Annotated in this window: 12 protein-coding genes; 8 read left to right on the top strand and 4 right to left on the bottom strand. The window is 56.5% G+C overall.

Features of this window, described 5'->3' with window-relative positions:
• Positions 1-40: 40 nt before the first annotated feature.
• Positions 41-412 (bottom strand): exodeoxyribonuclease VII small subunit, encoded by a 372-nt coding sequence (gene xseB / locus ABEA92_RS05165; protein ID WP_345682736.1) that lies wholly within the window; start codon positions 410-412, stop codon positions 41-43.
• A gap of 171 nt (positions 413-583) precedes the next feature.
• Between xseB and ABEA92_RS05160 the strand changes: the two genes are divergently transcribed.
• The 3 genes from ABEA92_RS05160 (at position 584) to ABEA92_RS05150 (ending at position 4482) form a co-directional block, all read left to right on the top strand.
• Positions 584-2110: a coiled-coil domain-containing protein gene (locus ABEA92_RS05160; RefSeq protein WP_345682735.1), complete on the top strand. Its 1527-nt coding sequence runs from the start codon at positions 584-586 to the stop codon at positions 2108-2110.
• Between the two features lie 445 nt (positions 2111-2555).
• Positions 2556-3149, top strand: a complete 594-nt coding sequence (locus tag ABEA92_RS05155; protein ID WP_345682734.1) for a peroxiredoxin — start codon at positions 2556-2558, stop codon at positions 3147-3149.
• 676 nt (positions 3150-3825) lie between these two features.
• Positions 3826-4482, top strand: coding sequence for a hypothetical protein (locus tag ABEA92_RS05150; protein ID WP_345682733.1), 657 nt, complete (start codon positions 3826-3828; stop codon positions 4480-4482).
• 18 nt (positions 4483-4500) lie between these two features.
• Here ABEA92_RS05150 and ABEA92_RS05145 read toward each other — a convergent pair whose 3' ends face one another.
• Complete coding sequence (locus tag ABEA92_RS05145) at positions 4501-5304, bottom strand: DUF2306 domain-containing protein (protein WP_345682732.1); 804 nt, start codon at positions 5302-5304, stop codon at positions 4501-4503.
• A 1646-nt stretch (positions 5305-6950) separates the two neighbouring features.
• Between ABEA92_RS05145 and ABEA92_RS05140 the strand changes: the two genes are divergently transcribed.
• Positions 6951-7202, top strand: a complete 252-nt coding sequence (locus ABEA92_RS05140; protein WP_345682731.1) for a hypothetical protein — start codon at positions 6951-6953, stop codon at positions 7200-7202.
• 231 nt (positions 7203-7433) lie between these two features.
• Here ABEA92_RS05140 and ABEA92_RS05135 read toward each other — a convergent pair whose 3' ends face one another.
• Positions 7434-7877 (bottom strand): hypothetical protein, encoded by a 444-nt coding sequence (locus ABEA92_RS05135; RefSeq protein ID WP_345682730.1) that lies wholly within the window; start codon positions 7875-7877, stop codon positions 7434-7436.
• Between the two features lie 317 nt (positions 7878-8194).
• Between ABEA92_RS05135 and ABEA92_RS05130 the strand changes: the two genes are divergently transcribed.
• Positions 8195-9097, top strand: a complete 903-nt coding sequence (locus ABEA92_RS05130) for a deoxyribonuclease IV (RefSeq protein ID WP_345682729.1) — start codon at positions 8195-8197, stop codon at positions 9095-9097.
• 765 nt (positions 9098-9862) lie between these two features.
• Here ABEA92_RS05130 and ABEA92_RS05125 read toward each other — a convergent pair.
• A complete protein-coding gene (locus ABEA92_RS05125; RefSeq protein WP_345682728.1) occupies positions 9863-10303 on the bottom strand; it encodes a type II secretion system protein in 441 nt (146 codons plus the stop codon).
• 706 nt (positions 10304-11009) lie between these two features.
• Between ABEA92_RS05125 and ABEA92_RS05120 the strand changes: the two genes are divergently transcribed.
• The 3 genes from ABEA92_RS05120 (at position 11010) to infB (ending at position 17292) form a co-directional block, all read left to right on the top strand.
• On the top strand, positions 11010-11525 hold the full coding sequence (locus ABEA92_RS05120) for a hypothetical protein (RefSeq protein ID WP_345682727.1): 516 nt from the start codon (positions 11010-11012) through the stop codon (positions 11523-11525).
• 526 nt (positions 11526-12051) lie between these two features.
• Positions 12052-13497 carry a transcription termination factor NusA gene (gene nusA / locus ABEA92_RS05115; protein ID WP_345682726.1) on the top strand — a complete coding sequence of 482 codons (1446 nt, stop codon included), beginning with the start codon at positions 12052-12054 and terminating at the stop codon, positions 13495-13497.
• Positions 13498-14322: 825 nt separating this feature from the next.
• The gene (gene infB, locus ABEA92_RS05110) at positions 14323-17292 is read left to right on the top strand and encodes a translation initiation factor IF-2 (RefSeq protein ID WP_345682725.1); all 2970 of its coding nucleotides are present in this window, start codon (positions 14323-14325) and stop codon (positions 17290-17292) included.
• Positions 17293-17381 lie beyond the last annotated feature (89 nt).

Below are 17381 nucleotides of genomic sequence, written 5' to 3'. Positions count from 1 at the left end.
GGCGTTGAAAACGGGCCGCACGCGAGAGCAAAGCGGGGGGTTAGAACAGGCCACCTATTTCGTCGTCATTGTCAGGTTTCCGTTTGGCGGTGCCGCGACCGCGTCGGCCTGCCTTCGCCGGGGCCGAATCCTTCTCATCGGCTCCTTCGAACGGATCGGTCACCGGATTGCCGTCGGCATCAAATCCCGACAGCAGCGTGACTTTGCGTTCGGCGGCTTCGAGCAGTCCATGGCATTGGTTCAGCCGCTTGATTCCGCGTTCGTAGTGACTCAGCGATTCGCTCAACCCCAGTTCGCCGCTTTCCAATTCGCTGACGATCTGCTGTACCTCGCCCACCGCTTGTTCAAAGTCGATCTCTGCAGAATCGGATTCACTCGCAGGATCCGACGCGGTGCTTTTCTTTTTAGCCATGTGTCTTTTTGACAAACCTAGTGTTTCGACGTAGGAATCAGTACGGGGAAAGATTCTGTGCGCTACGACCTGCGGTCCTCATTGGATGTGCAGCCGCGTACGAACCGAAATTTTAGCCGCTTCGGCCCGCAAGCGAAACGCGGCTGGCATGCTAACAAATACACAACCACTATGGCCAGGAAGACTCGAAAACGGAAGAAAAGTCACTATGCGAATGCGTCTGCGGCTGGTCGTGAAACGGCAAACAACAAGCCTCGGGGTGTCGCCTGCGCCGAAGTCGACCGCGGTGGATTGAAGCTTGCTGAATTAAATCGTTCGGAAATCGTCGACAACGATGCGATCCACTCGGACGCATCCAGCGCCAAACCGCTGAACGTCGAACCGCTAAATAACGTCGAACCAATTGATTCCGATTTAGCCGGACAATCGGCGTCACCCTCGGAATCGTCCGAATCGTCCCCCATCGAAGCGATGTGGGATTCGCTCGATGCGATCGAGCGCGAAGTCGCCGACTGGGAAACGCCGGAACCGCAAGCTGACGACGGGCCGATCCCGCAAGCGGCAAGCGAGGTGCCCAGTGATGCCGTGGATGAATTGGCCGGTGAAGTTTGCGAGCTGCAATCCATCGACGAATCTCCATCCATCGACGAATCGTTATGTTTGGACGAATCGTCATCGCAGGACGAATCGCAGTGGCAATCCGAATGGCAGCCAGCGGAGTTATCCGAAGCAGAGTCGCCCGAAGCGGAGTTGCACGCTGAAGAAGATTGGCAGGTTGGTGGTCAGTCCGAAGGGGCTTCGCCGCAGGTGGCGACGTCGGCTCAATCGCAAGCGATCTTGGATGCGGTCGACGGCAACCAATCGTTGCTTCGCCAATTGATCAGCGATTTTGCAGAGCTGCAAAGTCAGGTGCTTGCAGCGTCCGACAGCAGTTCACGTGATACGGCGCTTCGCGACAACAGTGAACGCATCGAACGTGGCGATCATGAAACCGCGATCACCTTGCTGCGAGACGAAATTGCGACGCTCGAAGACGAACTCTGCGAGCTGAAGCGTCAAAACAGCGACCTCGCGGCAAAGGTGGCGAACGCGAACGTCAAGAAATCGACCAGCGATACGCCATCGGACTTCACCGAGGCATTGTCGTGGGAAGAGCGGAAGCAATTGATTTTGCGTCAAATGGAAGAGGATTGCTTTGACGCCGAAACATTCTTGACGCAAACGGTTCAGTCTCGACTGAATGATGCTGATGAGGATGACGAGCGTGAGGTGGATCCGGTTACGTTTGTCGAGGAGCTGACAAGCGAAGTCACTCGGTTGCAGCAGCAGAACGAGCGGCTCGAGAAAGAGATCAGTGAGCTGAATCATCTGCTCGAAAATCGCCCTCAATCCGCCGGCGGGATGGCCATCGGAGCGGCCGCGATCGCCGAGATGATTGATGCGGACGAGTTGATTCAGGAGGAACGGCAGCGGCTACAGGCACTGCAGACGCAGTGGGAAGAGAAATTCCGGCAAGCGGAAATCGAAGCGTCGCTCGAGCGAGCCAAGCTATCGCGCGAGCGGCAGGAAGTCGCCACCAAGATCGCCGATCTCGACGAGCAATTGGATCGGCTTCGTCGTGAAGCAGCGCAAAACCAAAGCGGCGAAGGTCATTCTCGCAAATGGTTGGCCAAACTAGGCCTCGCCGGCGACGATTGAGTAAGTTCGGCTAGCGTTTCCCCGGAGCCACCATTGCGGTCTGGCAACGGATTTGCGTCATGGGGGGAATCGAGACGCATCCACAGCGGAATCGCTGGTGGGCGAATGCCTCCTTGTCCGGCTGGAATTTGTAGCGATGCGGCGCAGGGCCCGCCCGGTGTGAATCGAACGTTTTACCCGCCGCAACCGAGCGGGCTCTCCGTCATCCACGCCGCGGTCATCGACGACGCAATGATCGGAAAATGCGACAGGATTCTGCGGTCTCGAATGCCTTGGTGATAACGCGGATTGCATCTCCTTTCGATGCTGCGGTGGAAAGCCTAAACTGTGCGGCCTGACGAAAGTCGATTTCTGGATTTAATGCAGGCAGGCGAAAAATAGGCCCTGTCTTGCTTCCCTTTTTATTTCCAATCCGCCGCAATCTCAAAACGAAGGTAGCGAAACGATGAGTGTGTTGGTTCAGCAACAAGCCCCCGAATTTACAGCCAAAGCGGTCATGCCCAACGGCGAATTTAAAGAAATTTCGCTGTCGGATTACCGCGGTAAGTACGTCGTCCTGTTCTTCTGGCCTTTGGACTTTACGTTCGTCTGCCCCACCGAAATCATTGCCTTCAGCGACCGCGCGGCCGAGTTCGAAAAGCTGGGTGTCCAACTGCTTGGCGTTTCGGTCGATAGCGAGTTCACTCACTTGGCATGGACGAACACCAAACGCAGCGAAGGCGGAATCGGCAAGACCGACTATCCGTTGATCGCGGACTTGAATAAGCAAATCGCACGCGACTATGACGTGCTGATCGATGCCGGCGTGGCGCTTCGTGGGTTGTTCTTGATCGACAAGGACGGCGTCGTGCGTCATCAAGTCGTCAACGACCTGCCGCTCGGACGCAGCGTCGATGAAGCGATGCGAATCGTGCAAGCACTGCAGTACTTCGAGAAAAACGGCGAAGTCTGCCCTGCGAACTGGAAAGAAGGCAGCCGCACGATCAAGCCAGGCGTCAACGAGAGCAAAGAGTTCTTCAGCGCTGAATACGCCAGCTAACTTGGGTTGCCTTTGACGCGACGGGCTCCACGGTAGCATGCTTCACCTCCCCGAAACTTGTTTTGGGGAGGTCAGAGCGAGCGGAGTAAGCTCATCGGTGGGGGCTTAGTGTGTTGAAGTTAGAACGTTCGATTTAGCTGTGACGAAGCCCTCCCCGGAAAACTCGCTGAAGGCTCGTTTTCCGACCCTCCCAGCGTGCTGGGAGGGTGACATCGGTCGCGTTTCACCTCCTCGAGACTTGTTTTGGGGAGGTCAGAGCGAGCGGAGCAAGCTCTGGGTGGGGCCTCGGTGTGTTAGAGTTAGAACGTTCGATTTAGCTGCGACGGTGCCCTCCCCGGAAAACTCGCTGAAGGCTTGTTTTCCGACCCTCCCAGCGATGCTGGGAAGGTGACATCGGTCGCGTTTCACCTCCTCGAAACTTGTTTTGGGGAGGTCAGAGCGAGCGGAGCAAGCTCATCGGTGGGCCTCGGTGTGTTAGAGTTAGAACGTTCAATTTAGCTGTGACGGTGCCCTCCCCGGAAAACTCGCTGAAGGCTCGTTTTCCGACCCTCCCAGCGATGCTGGGAGGGTGAAGTTGGTGGCGGAAGTCGTCGAAACTTTTGACAAGTTCCGCTACGGGATGGTCCACTTTTAACCTTGTGCTCTGCCCTCAAAACGTACGAAAGAAAAACAGCTGATGTGGAAGACCGGCGAACTCGGCAAGGCAACATGGTCTAGTGCCAATGTGACGTGGCAGCTCAATGCGACGGGAGGATCCCAAGGGATTCAGCTCGGTTTAGCAGGCTCGGATCCCAAGCGAGTCCAGTTTTGCTCGGTGGGCGACGAGGTGTTCCCGCAGGCGGCTGAGCAATTCGTCCGCGGTGATGACTTGCACGTTTCGTATCCACAGCAAGAGGGATCGTATTCGATCGAAGCGGTTTTCAAACCGATTGCTTCGACCGATCAGCGATTAGTGATCGAGGTGATCCTGTCGCTCGAAACGCGATTGTTGGACACCCATCCGACCGTTGACTTGGTGGCTTCGCGATCTGCTGAATCGGCGGCGCCAAAAGAAACAATGCCGTTTCGTGGTTGCGACCCCATCTCGTTGGCAGCATCCTCAGGTCTTTCGGTTGCCGTGCTGCTGGGGCCCCACGATGCTCCGTTCACGGCAAATCATTCCAGCGACAATGAGCTTCGTCTGCGTTTGTTTGGCGAGTTTCTCGAGAAGGGGGTGATTCGCAAGGCACGTCCTTGGATCGTCTTGTCGACTTCGGACTCCGGCGTCGCGGACTCTGAATTGAGTGAGCTGTACGCAAAGTTGTGCGCCAGCCCGCTGCCGTTGACGTCCTAAGCGTTTTCCTTCTCTTTTTCAATCACTCGATTCGTTTGCTCTACTGATCTCGTTCGTTTGCCATCGCGTGATGAGTTCGAAGATCGCAAGCGACGGTAGCCAGCTGGCCCACGCGGCAATGGGGTACGCGGTAGATGCAGTGAGCTGCAAATCGGTAGCCAGCACCGCGAGGATGCGAAGCAAGACGGCGGAGCAGATCAGCAGGTAGCTTCGCCACATCCATTGTCGGTGTGAATCGAATCGTCCACTGGCGGCACGTTTCCAGCCCAACATGGTGGCGATCCAGGTCGCTACGCTCAGCACCGCAAATCCGCTGATCGCGCCGTAGCCATAGGGAGCGCGTAGCGACATGATCAATCCGCTTGGAGCAACACAGGCAAGGACGAGTCCCACATAGGTTTTGCCCATTCGCCGATGGAGCGCAGGCCATCGCACGCGGATTCGATGGTTCAGTTGTAGCAGTCCCAAGACAAGGACCAGCGGCGTGGTCACGATGTGCAAGAAGAACGCGGCTGCGTACAAACCATAAAAATAGGATTCGCGACCGCGTAAGAATCCGATTTCAAAATTGGGCGGGAAATAGAACGGATAGGCCTTCAGGATCAGCAACCCTGTCCAAAGGACCGCGATCGCTGAAACCCACGCCAGCACCGTGGTGACGAGAATCTGGTCAAAGCGATCAACGCACCATCGAGCAATTTTTGTTACGTGGCCCATCTCCAAACGATAGTCCCATTTCCATCGAAACGCCAATCGGCAGTGGGGATTAGAGGCGTGAATGCCGAGGTCATGTGAGCGATAGCGTGTAGCAGAGGCCGTCACGACTTTTTTGGGCTCGCTTCATGTTCTCGAAATTTGTTTTGGGGAGGGTCAGAGCGAGCTCTGGGTGGGGCCTCGGAGTGTTAGATAGAACATTCAATTGAGCCGTGACGCGTGAGCGGCCGGGTACCATTCGCTGCCACGGTGCCCTCCCCGGAAAACTCGCTGTGGCTCGTTTTCCGACCCTCCCCGCTGCGCCGGGCGGGTGACATCGGTGGAAGAGATTGAAAAAGTTAAATTGACAATTGTAAATTGAAAAATGTCGGGGCGCACCATTGTCGCTCGGCTTTCCAAGCCGATGGCGTGGGTCGTGATTGAACGTCGCTGCGAGAGAGAGTCACCTGCATTGAAAATGGTGCGTTCGACGCTGGCGGTTCCAGCTTGGAAAGCTGGCCGACAATGGTGCCGAAACTCTTCGCGAGTTTCGCTACGAGTAGGTGACGCCGGTATTGCGTTTTACCTCCTCGAAACTTGTTTTGGGGAGGTCAGAGCGAGCGGAGCAAGCTCTGGGTGGGGCTTCGGGGTGTTAGAGGTAGAAGGTTCGATTTAGCTGTCGCGTTGCCCTCCCCGGAAAACTCGCTGAAGGCTCGTTTTCCGACCCTCCCCGCTGCGCCGGGCGGGTGACATCGGTGGAAGAGATTGAAAAAGTTAAATTGACAATTGTAAATTGAAAAATGTGGGGGCGCACCATTGTCGCTCGGCTTTCCAAGCCGATTGCGTGGGTCGTGATTGAACGTCGCTGCGAGAGAGACGCCTGCATTGAAAATGGTGCGTTCGACGCTGGCGGTTCCAGCTTGGAAAGCTGGCCGACAATGTGCCGAAACTCTTCGCGAGTTTCGCTACGAGTAGGTGACGCCGGTATTGCGTTTTACCTCCTCGAAACTTGTTTTGGGGAGGTCAGAGCGAGCGGAGCAAGCTCTGGGTGGGGCTTCGGGGTGTCAGAGGTAGAAGGTTCGATTTAGCTGTCGCGTTGCCCTCCCCGGAAAACTCGCTGCGGGCTCGTTTTCCGACCCTCCCCGCTGCGCCGGGCGGGTGAAGTTGGTGGAAGAAATTGAAAAATGTGGGGACGCACCATTGTCGCTCGGCTTTCTAAGCCGTTTGCGTGCGTCGTGATTGAACGTCGCAGCGAGAGAGAGACGCCTGCATTGAAAATGGTGCGTTCGACGCTGGCGGTTCCAGCTTGGAAAGCTGGCCGACAATGTGCCGAAACTCTTCGCGAGTTTCGCTACGGGCGCGTGACGCCGGTATTGCGTTTTACCTCCTCGAAACTTGCTTTGGGGAGGTCAGAGCGAGCGGAGCAAGCTCTGGGTGGGGCATCGGGGTGTTAGAGGTAGAAGGTTCGATTTAGCTGCGACGGTGCCCTCCCCGGAAAACTCGCTGAAGGCTCGTTTTCGGACCCTCCCCGCTTCACCGGGCGGGTGATATCGCTGGCGGTTCCAGCTTGGAAAGCTGGCCGACAATGGTGCCGAAACTTTTGACAAGTTTCGCTATGGGGCGGTCCCTGCTGGCTTTGCCGGGCGGGTAAAATCAGGGGCGGTAGTCGTCATCATTTTTTTGAAGCGGACCGAAACGCTGACGCCGAATTCACGGTGTCTGGTTGGTCCCTACATGATGATGTTCAACATCTTATTCAGGTTTGGGCAAAACCAATGACTGATCCACCGCAGCCGCAACCTTATCAAACGCCGCCTGAGGTCAAGGAGGCTCGGCAACCGACGCGGTTTCGTGCCGCTAAACTTGCCGTATTGATGTTGATCCTGATCGGCGCCGGCGTGTTTGCGTATCGCGCGGTCGGCGTGATGCGAAACGAAGTCAACTTGAACCGAGCCCCCGTTGATCCGAACTGGGAACCGAACGGTATTCGCTACCCTCCGCGAGAAGAGCCGTTTCCAGAGGACTGAGTGCCATCGGATTCAGTCCCAGTGGACTGAATCCCAATGAACTGGGGGCCGGCGAAAGCGTTCGACTGAGCATTCGCCGGGCGAATGGTTCGGGCCGGCTGCAACGCGACGTCGATTGACGGTTTGGTAAGACCGGCAAACGTTTCACTTGGTCCATCGCGGGGCAATGGCGGCTGCCGTTCCCCGTGCTTGTTGATTCCGCAAGCGGCGCGATTGCCGTGGAGCAAACGTCTAGCGGTTCAGTTTCGGCTGAGCCAAGAAGTCGCTGACCGTTGCCACGTGTTCCGCTTCGGTTTCTTCGGCCGTTTTGCCGCCGCCAAACATCGAAGCGAAGAAGCCTGGAGAATCGTCCTTCGGTTCGCTCGATCCCGATGGCATCAAGCGACGTGGGTCAAGAACCTCTTTGGTTCGCTGCCAACTCTTGGACGCGGTGGCAGTAACATCACTGACCAAGCCATCCTTTTTCTGCTTAATTCGTGCCGTATCGTCTTGCCCCGGTAACAGGCTCTTGAAATTCGGCATCTTCCAATTCATCGGGTTCAAACCGCTCATGAATTCGCCCATCGTCGGCATGGTCGAAGTGGACGAAGGCGATTGAGCCTTGGCGGTGTTGATATTAAAAGCCAAAACGAGCGCAATCACGCTAACGGCGATTTTTGTCGTAGCCTGATTCATCCCTGAATCTCCTAGTGCTATCAGTTTCAGTTAACCTTCCTCGATCCATCGGTACCCCAACTGCGACGCAGACGAGATAGCGGACCGAGGGTGGGCTTGTAACGAAAGTATCGACCTCGCCTATCGCATTTCGATAGTCTTGATTGCAAGATCAATTCTTTTTTCTGGATTTATTGAAGTGGCGTTGGGGGGCTATGCGGCGGTTGGGCAAACGGACGACACGTTGGGTTCGCAATCGCGTGAATGCTTGCAATACTTGTGCTCTGTCCCCTGTCCCCTTCCAACTCTGGCTCACTTCCACCAAAAAAACGCTGCTCATGGCCAAGAAAAACTCCGCAAAAGTGAACGCTCGTCACCGCTTTGGTTCTCACGTTTCGGTTGCGGGGGGATTGGCCAAGGGGGTGGCGCGTGCGGTCGATGTTGGTTGTGACGTGATCCAAGTGTTCACAAAGAACAACAATCAATGGGCCGCCAAACCGCTGGTCGCTGCCGATGTCCAGGCTTGGAAAACGGCGCTAACGGATTCGGGGATTCTCAGCCCGATTGCGCACGCTTCCTATTTAATCAACTTGGCCACGCCCAAGGATGACTTGTTTCAGAAGTCGGTCGATTCGTTGGTGATGGAGCTGGAACGAGCCAACGAACTGGGGATCGAAGGGTTGGTCGTGCATCCAGGTGCGTTCACGACCAGCAGTGAAGCAGAAGGGATTGAGCGAATCATTGCCGCGATCGTCGAAATCCTCGGCCGCGTTCAACCAGGATCGTGTCGATTGCTGCTAGAGAATACCGCCGGCCAAGGCTCTTGTCTTGGACATCAGATTCAACAGCTTGCTGCGATGATCGAAGGAGGCGGCGATTTCAAACGGGTGGGGGTTTGTCTCGATACCTGCCACGCCTTTGCCGCAGGATACGAAATCAACACGAAGCAAGGGTTTGCCGATTTTCGGCAAGAGCTTGAGGATCGGTTGCCGGCCGGATCGATCGCGGCATTGCACTTGAACGACAGCAAGAAACCGCTAGGCAGCCGAGTGGATCGTCACGAGCACATCGGGCGTGGCGAAATCGGACTGGAAGGATTCCGCCACGTATTGGCCGATGACATGCTGAGCGTGATCCCTGGTTACTTGGAAACGGAAAAGGGGACCGACGAAGAAACCGGCGACGATTGGGATCGCATCAACCTTGCCGTGCTTCGCCGGTTAGCCGCCGAAATCAGCTGATTGCGTTTTTTCCGCCGGGCTCCCAGCTTTACTGGGCGGGTGAGTTCGGTCGCGTTGCACCTCCCCGAAACTTGTTTTGGGGAGGTCAGAGCGAGCGAAGCAAGCTCTGAGGGCCTCGGGGGGTTAGAGATAGAAGGTGCGATTTAGCTGCGACGTTGCCCTCCCCGGAAAACTCGCTGAAGGCTCGTTTTCCGACCCTCCCCGCTGCGCCGGGCGGGTGAGTTCGGTGGAAGAGATTGAAAAAGTTAAATTGACAATTGTAAATTTATAAATGTGGGTGCGTGGGGCGTGATTGGACGTCGCAGTGAGTGAGAGTCGCCTGCGTTGAAAATGGTGCGTTCGGCGTTAGCGGTTCCAGCTTGGAAAGCTGGCCGACAATGGTGTCGAAACTCTTCGCGAGTTTCGCTACGGGTACGTGACGCCGGTATTGTGCTTCACCTCCTCGAAACTTGTTTTGGGGAGGTCAGAGCGAGCGGAGTGAGCTCTGGGTGGGGCTTCGGTGTGTTCGAGGTAGAAGGTTCGATTTAGCTGCGACGGTGCCCTCCCCGGAAAACTCGCTGTGGCTCGTTTTCCGACCCTCCCCGCTTCGCCGGGCGGGTGACATCGGTCGCGGTTCCAGCTTGGAAAGCTGGCCGACAATGGTGCCGAAACTTTTGACAAGTTTCGCTACGGGGAACATTGTCGCTCCCAGTCTTCGCCGGGCGGGTGAATTCGGTCGCGCCCTGCCAAAGCGGAACGAAACTCTTGGCGAGTCTCGTTGCCTCGCTACCAATTGGCTGAGACATCGTGGGACGACACGTTGAACTTGAGCGTTCCATTTGCGGGTTTGTATGCCCATCCCGCTTTGGCGTTGGGCTGAGGGACCACTTCTTCAGCCACGTCGCGGTCCAGGTCGTAATAGACCGTGTTGCGACCTTGCAGTGGGCTGTAGACGGGAGATGCAAGCGGCTCGTGCAGTAGCGTTTCCATTACCTCGGGTAACTTGTTCGCCGGAGGATAAAATCCCGCATGAGCACGATACATCTCGATCGCGTTTCGCAGAATCGCCAACTGTCGGCGACTGGGGACATCGTTGACGGGGTCGCCGTCGGGCAGCATCCGTGGGGCGGCAAGCGTCACGACAATCCCAATCAACAGGGCGATCACCGTCATTTCGGCCAGAGTGAAACCGCGGCGAGCGGCGGCGAGGCGGTCGATCGGTAGCATGCTGTGTCGTCCTTGAGTTGGTAACGCCGTTGGTCTGTAATCGCGGCCACACCGCCAATTACGTTTTCTCGTCATCGTCGGCTGCGGTGCGAAGACTTCATCGCTGCCCCGCAACCTCACTGCGAATAACGCGGCAAACATGACGCTGGCGTGGCAAACATGATGGGACGCGCTTCGGTTTAAGAGCCCGGTTCTCAGGTCGCGTGCCCGATTCAAGATCGAATATCCGAGTGCCTTGGGATGAGCCAACCAACCCCTTTGCTGATCCGAACGAAAGGATCGGTAGCCATAATCCGCATAACCGTCAAAGTGGGGCGAGCACGCAGGTGTTGTTTTTTCGCGACCAATGAATGTCTCGGCGAATCATCATGTGGTGCTTGATGGCAACGTGCCCGAAACCGGTGCGTCGTTCTACGCAACTTGGCGAAAGTTGCAATGACAGCCTGCGTGCACGGCGATTTGTTTCAGTATCGCCGTCGGCCGAGTGATTCGCCGGCCGGCCGTGCTCGATCGCCGAATCGTTGTGGCGTGTCATTTGCAAGTTCATTCAATCCGTAGCGTGGTGTGGGCGGGATGTGGCTGACCGCGGATCCCGATGCGTTTGCATTTCGACTTTTGGATTCGCTTGATGTTCGCTTCGCTCGCACGGACCCCGCAACGCAACACACGGTAGAACCATCGTTCCATTTGGTACTGGAGCCTGCACTTGAGCGTCTTCCCTCACCGCCCATCGATTCGTATTGCCCAAGACACACTGGTCGACGCCCCAGCCCGCCGCAGCGGTGGTCGATCGGTGCAGCGAAAGTGGGGGAACGCTTTGGTGGCATCCTCGCATTTACGCGTGTTGCATTCTGAACAAGTCGATGATCCCGAAGACGCGGTTCCCACCCCGGCCGCAACGCAGGATGCAAACCGACAGGCAAGCCAAGAAGCTGGCACGGACTTGCAGCGAAACAGCAAGCACCAACGTGATCAAAGGGCCAGCGGACCGCCAGTGGATTGCAAGCCGGCCGCGGGCGCAAACGGGGTGTCATTGCTTGCTGCTGATGCTGGTATCCCTCAATCCGTGGGAAACAAAAGCGGGCTGGTTCAGGCCGCGGACAGTGAGCCTTCGACGGCCTCGTTGCCAATGCGACCCGATTCGTTCGACATTAAAAATTACAGCTGGTTTGGATTGTTTCTTGTGATCGTGTTGGTGTTTTCAAGTTTCGCGTCGGCTTAAGCGTTGACGCCGTTGCCGGTTTCCAGCACGCAAATTGCTTGACCCGTTCGCATCAGTCGGTGTACGCCCAGCGTGTGTCAGTCGGGACTCCGTGTGACGGTTCTGCGGGGCGTCGGTTGCGAAACGAAGGTTCGATTGGCGAATCGGTCGGCTTGCGTCGCGAAGGCCAAACAGGTGGGGGGAGCAGTCGAAAAAATCGTCTCAGCAATGCCGGCAGCCTTGTTGCTGGGAAACGTGATTAATTGATCCGGATTGTCGCCGAGTCTCGACAGCGAGCGGAAAACGGCATGGTACGAATGGTCAAGTCGAGCGGCGTTTTAGTCAGCAATTCCCGTTCATTTGCGCTAAGCCGTCAAGGCAATCCAGGCCTTAAGTTAACGTCGCTGTGATCTTATTTGTGACGCTCAGTCTTGGTTGACACTCCGGATTAGTATCGATAACCTAGATTAAACAATCGAGCATTCGCTGTGCCCGGGCCCCCAAAGGTTCGGGCAGTTTTTATAGAGCCCTTATCGAAGCCACGACTATGAATCCCCAAGACATCCTTCGTTACGTTGATTCGCTTCACCGCGAGAAGAACATTGACACGGAGCTTGTCTTTTCTGCGATCGAAGCGGCGCTGCAAACTGCGGCAAAGCGGCAATATGGGGAAGATGCCGACATCACCATTACGCTGAATCGCGAGAACGGACGCATTACCGCTCGTCATAATGGCGAAGAGTTAGGCGAAGATCAGATTGGTCGTATTGGCGCTCAAACCGCCAAGCAAGTGATCATCCAAAAAGTCAAAGAAGCCGAACGTGACTCGTTGATGGCCGAGTATCGCGAGCAAGTCGGACAGATCGTTGCCGGTATCATTGGTCGCGCCGATGGCGGTGTGGCCACCGTCAATCTAGGTAACGTCGAAGCCATCCTGCCTCGCAGCGAGCAGATTCCGGGTGAGTCGTTGCACGCCGGGGAACGAGTTCGTGCGGTGGTGTTTGAGGTCAAGGCCGCAGGCAACCGAGTTCGCGTGGTGCTCAGTCGCACCCGGCCGCAATTGGTGCAACGATTGTTTGAACAAGAGATTCCTGAAATCTCGGAAGAAGTGATCTCGATCAAATCGATCAGCCGCGAGCCTGGTTATCGCAGCAAGGTTGCGGTCAGCAGCGTTGATTCGCAAGTCGACCCGATCGCCGTGTGCGTCGGATTCCGCGGCAGCCGGATCAAGGCGGTTCGCGAAGAGTTGGCGGGCGAGCACATTGACGTCGTTCGCTACAGCGAAGACCCCGAGGTTTTGATTCCCAACTCGCTGCAACCGGCGACCGTCGAGCAAGTTTTGCTTTGCGATATGATCGGCCGAGCGATTGTGTTGGTCCAAGAGGATCAGTTGTCGTTGGCGATTGGTCGGCGTGGTCAAAACGTTCGACTGGCCAGTAAACTGTGCGGCTGGGACATCGAAATCATGACCGGTGCCGAGCTCGAAGAGCAAATCGAACGTGCGGTCGCAGGTTTCAGTCAAATCGACGGTGTGACCGAAGAAATCGCCCAGTCACTTGTCGAACAAGGTTACTTGTCCTACGACGACCTGTCGGTGATCGAGCCGGACTTGTTCATGGAAATGAGCGGTTTGACGGCCGAGCAAGTTGACTATATTGTCGAAACAGCGGAGGCACGTGCCGAAGAAGCCGAGCAGGCTGCCAACGAAGAGCGTCGTGCTCGTAAAGAGAAGGATCGGTTGATGCGTGAAGCCGAAGCGGCGGGGATCGCTGAGCCCGAAGGTGCCGCGGCGTCCGCAGCAACATCGGCAGCTCCCGAAGCGGCGGCTCCTGAAGCGGCTTCGGCCGAGACTGAAACGGCAAACGCCGAAACTGAAAATAGCGAAGCTGCGGAAGCTGCTGAACCAGAGGCTGCTGAGCCCGAGGCCGCCGAAGCGGAAACTGCCGAGCCAGAAGCCGCCGATTCCGAGTCCTCCGCGAGCAAGTCGAGTTAACGGCTCGTTGATTTAGTGAAGTTTCCTGCGGCAAGGGGTGTATGATGGACTTTCTAGTCCGTCAATGGTGTATTCGACGGACTAGGAAGTCCATCGTACGACTAAAGCAACAAGCCGTTAACGGCATTGCTGCGAGGGTCGCCGAGGCCTTCGTCTTCGCGATCGTTTGCGGCCCCTGCGTCTAGCGGGTGCTTGCTTCCCCCGCGAGGAAGGCTTCGTTCGCAGTGTTTTCTGCGGAGTTCCTTCATCGCTGTTGCCGCATCGGACCGCGTGTCGATGCCGGTGGGGGTGAGGTGGGCTTGTTTTTTGCTGGCAAATTCGTCATTGTTTGCCGCTTGCAGCGGCGATCAATGTGGCTGGCAGTCCTAAAATTTTTCGGATTGCGGCAGAATCTGGCGAAGTGCCACTCTGCGACAAGCACAATTTTCGCTATTCTTAACCCCAGACAGGGCCTCTTGCAGGTCCAAAGCATCACTTGAATCATTCCCCGACATCATCTTCCCCGTGTTTTATTCACTCCGTGGGATCCGATGATGGCGATGGAGGAAATCATTTATGTAACTTCAACCACATTGAACGAATCGGTATGCCATCAATCCAGGTGTGATCCGCCAAACTTTATTTGATCACCTACAGTCGAATTGAACGCGATTGAAGAAATGCGTTTGAGCCGACGGCGTGTTAGTGAAACACGCAAAGCGTTGCACGTATTCAGCAGGACATGTTGTCCGCCGGATGCGGTCGCGTGTGCTTTCCGTCGTGTTGATAAGGAAAGCGTAGTTGGTCGTACCGATTCCCAAACGAAACTGACAGGATTTCTACCCCGTGCCCGCACGCATTTACGCGCTCGCCAAAGAACTGAACTTAGACAGCAAAGATCTCGTCGATATCGTCAAGAAAGTCGGTATTACCGGCAAAGGCTCGGCGCTTGCCAGTCTGACCGACGAAGAAACTCAGAAGGTTCGCGATCATCTCGCCGGATCTGCCAAACCTGCTGCTCCCAAAACACCTGTGGTTGCCAAGGCAACGACATCTTCGACCGCCCCCGTCGCGGCGGTCCGCGACTCGGTGGTTCCCGAGAAACGCAAACCGGTTGCCATTCAGATCGGCCGGCCGAACAAGCCAAAACCAGCGAGCGTGGGTGGATCCAAGCCTGCGGCGCCGGCGCCCATTCGTTCGCCGTTGTTTGACGATTCGCCATCGAGCAAAAAAGCGGCAGCAGAATCGGCAGCCAAGGCCCCCGCAGCCGAATCGGCTCCCCCGGCACCCGCAGCCCCCAAACCGCCTGCAGCGAAACCCGCTGCGGACTCGGGAAACAAATCCAAGGAAACGCCGCAGCGAAAAAGTGGCGTCAGTGGATTGGCAGCTCGGGTTGCGGACAAGGTCGGCTTCAGCAAGCGTACGATTCCAACCGGAGCGATCGATCGCAGTGCACCCGTTGCCGCAGTGCGTCCAGAATCGCCAGCAACGAGTGGCGGAGGCATCCGTTCGCTCGATCGTCCTGCCTCGAGTGGAAGCGGCGAAAAGAAGGGTTCCAAGCCCAAACGTCGCGAGCCACGAATCAACGTCAAGATGGCAGCGCTCGGCGATGCACCTGAGAAGGTGGTCCCCAAATCGGCTCCGGGTGAACCGAAGGCACAAAAGCCCGATATCAAGCTCAGCAAGGATGTGATCGCCGGTCACAAGCAAGGCATGAAGGCGCCGCTAGAGCAAATCGCTCAGGACGACGCCGAGAGCAAGCGTGGCGGAACTCGCAAAATCGGCAGCGGTGGCCTCAGTGGTTTCACCGGTGAAAAGGGGCACAAGGGTGGCAAGTCGATCGAAGACGAGGATAAACCACGCAAGAAGGGGCTGTCCGGAATGGCCAGCGCCCGCGCCGAACGCTCGCGTGGCGGTGGTGGCGGACGTCGTCACAAGAATGAAACGTTCGATCGAAGCACCGGACGCGAATCACCGTATCGTCGTCGTACGTTAAAGCGAAAAGGCACCAACACGGCGGCCCCGCGTAAAGACAAGATCCAATTGGAACTGCCCTGCACCGTGCGAAGCTTCTCGGAAGCCGCCGGGGTGCCCGTGGCGCAAGTGTTGCGAACGTTGATGGGCATGCAGATCATGGTCAACATCAACGCCCAACTTGATTACGAAACCGCGGAACTGGTTGCCGCGGAGATGGATCTTGATATCGAATTGAAAGCTTCCGAGACGCTCGAAGAAGAGCTGATCACGGAGCTGGAAGAAAAGGAAGACGACGAAGAATCGCTCGTGCCTCGTGCTCCGATCGTGACATTCTTGGGCCACGTCGACCACGGCAAGACGAGTTTGTTGGATTACCTGATCGGGATCAATGTCGTCAGCGGCGAAGCTGGCGGGATCACCCAGCACATTCGTGCTTATGAAATCGACAAAGACGGACGGAAAGTCACCTTTGTCGATACGCCGGGTCACGAAGCGTTTACCGAAATGCGAGCTCGGGGTGCCAACGTCACCGACATTGCGGTGCTTGTCATCGCGGCCGACGACGGCATCATGCCGCAAACCGCTGAAGCGATCAGCCATGCCAAAGCGGCGGGCGTTCCGATCGTGGTCGCGCTGAACAAAATTGACCTCGAAGGGGTCGATCCTAACCGCGTGTTGACGCAATTGACCGAACATCAATTGACGCCAAGCGAATGGGGCGGCGATGTTGAAGTCATCCGCACCAGTGCCACCAAGGGCACCGGGATGGACGAACTGCTCGAGACATTGCTGACGATCGCGGAAATGAACGAGTACAAAGCGAATCCTGACCGTCAAGCGCTTGGGGTTTGTATCGAGTCCGAACAGCAAGGCGACCGCGGTGTGGTTGCCAAACTTGTTGTGCAAAACGGAACGCTGCGAGTCGGCGATGTGTTGGTATGTGGTCCGTCACACGGACGCGTGCGTTCGATGAAGGACACACTGACTGGCAAAAACATCAAAGAAGCGGGCCCAAGTACTCCGGTCAACATCACCGGATTGGATCAAGCTCCGGGGGCGGGCGACCGTTTCCACGTGCTCAAGGACATCGCTCAAGCGAGAGAGATCGCTGAGAATCGCGAATCCAATTCGAGCCGCGAGAACTTGTCGGGCAGCACCACCAAGGTGTCGTTCGATACGTTCCAAGAGATGTTGGCAGGCGGCAAGATTGGAGTCGAAGATCGCGTCAAATTGAACTTGATCATCCGCGCCGATGTCAAAGGCTCGCTCGAAGCAATCGAGAAAGAACTCAGCAAGTTCGATCACCCCGAAGTCGAGTTGCGAGTGCTGCAGAAGAGCGTCGGTGGCGTATCGCTGGCCGACATCACGCTGGCCTCAGCATCCGAGGCGGTTGTGTTGGCGTTCAACGTGATCCCGGATGACCAAGCTCGTTCGTTGGCCGAAGAACGTGGTATCGAAATACGACGTTACCAAGTCATCTACAAGCTGGCAGACGACATCAAGGCGATGATCGAAGGTCGCTTGAAACCCGAAGAACGAATCGTCGAACTGGGGCGGGCCCTGGTGAAACAGGTCTTCCAAATCAGCCGAGTCGGCACGATCGCAGGTTGCTATGTCGCGCAAGGAGTGATCCAGCGTGGATGTCGTATCCGAGTCAATCGCGATGGTCGTACGATCGGCGATTACCCGCTCGAAACCGTCAAGCGTATCAAGGAAGATGTCAAAGAAGTGCCTCGCGGGATGGAATGTGGTATCCGTCTGAGTGGATTCAACGACATCAAGCAAGACGACGTGTTGGAAGCCTATCGCATTGAAGAGGTTGCTCGAACATTGGATTAAGTCGGTCGCGGTTGACCCTACCGCTGGCAGGTGTCGCCCGCATCGCTGCCGGTGTGACACCCCTGCCTTGTACCGATCGAGCCGGACGT

This window comes from Novipirellula caenicola (assembly GCF_039545035.1).
Classification (GTDB): Bacteria; Planctomycetota; Planctomycetia; order Pirellulales; family Pirellulaceae; genus Novipirellula; species Novipirellula caenicola.
Note: the sequence above shows the minus strand (reverse complement) of the source record. Positions and strands in the feature narration are given on the sequence as shown.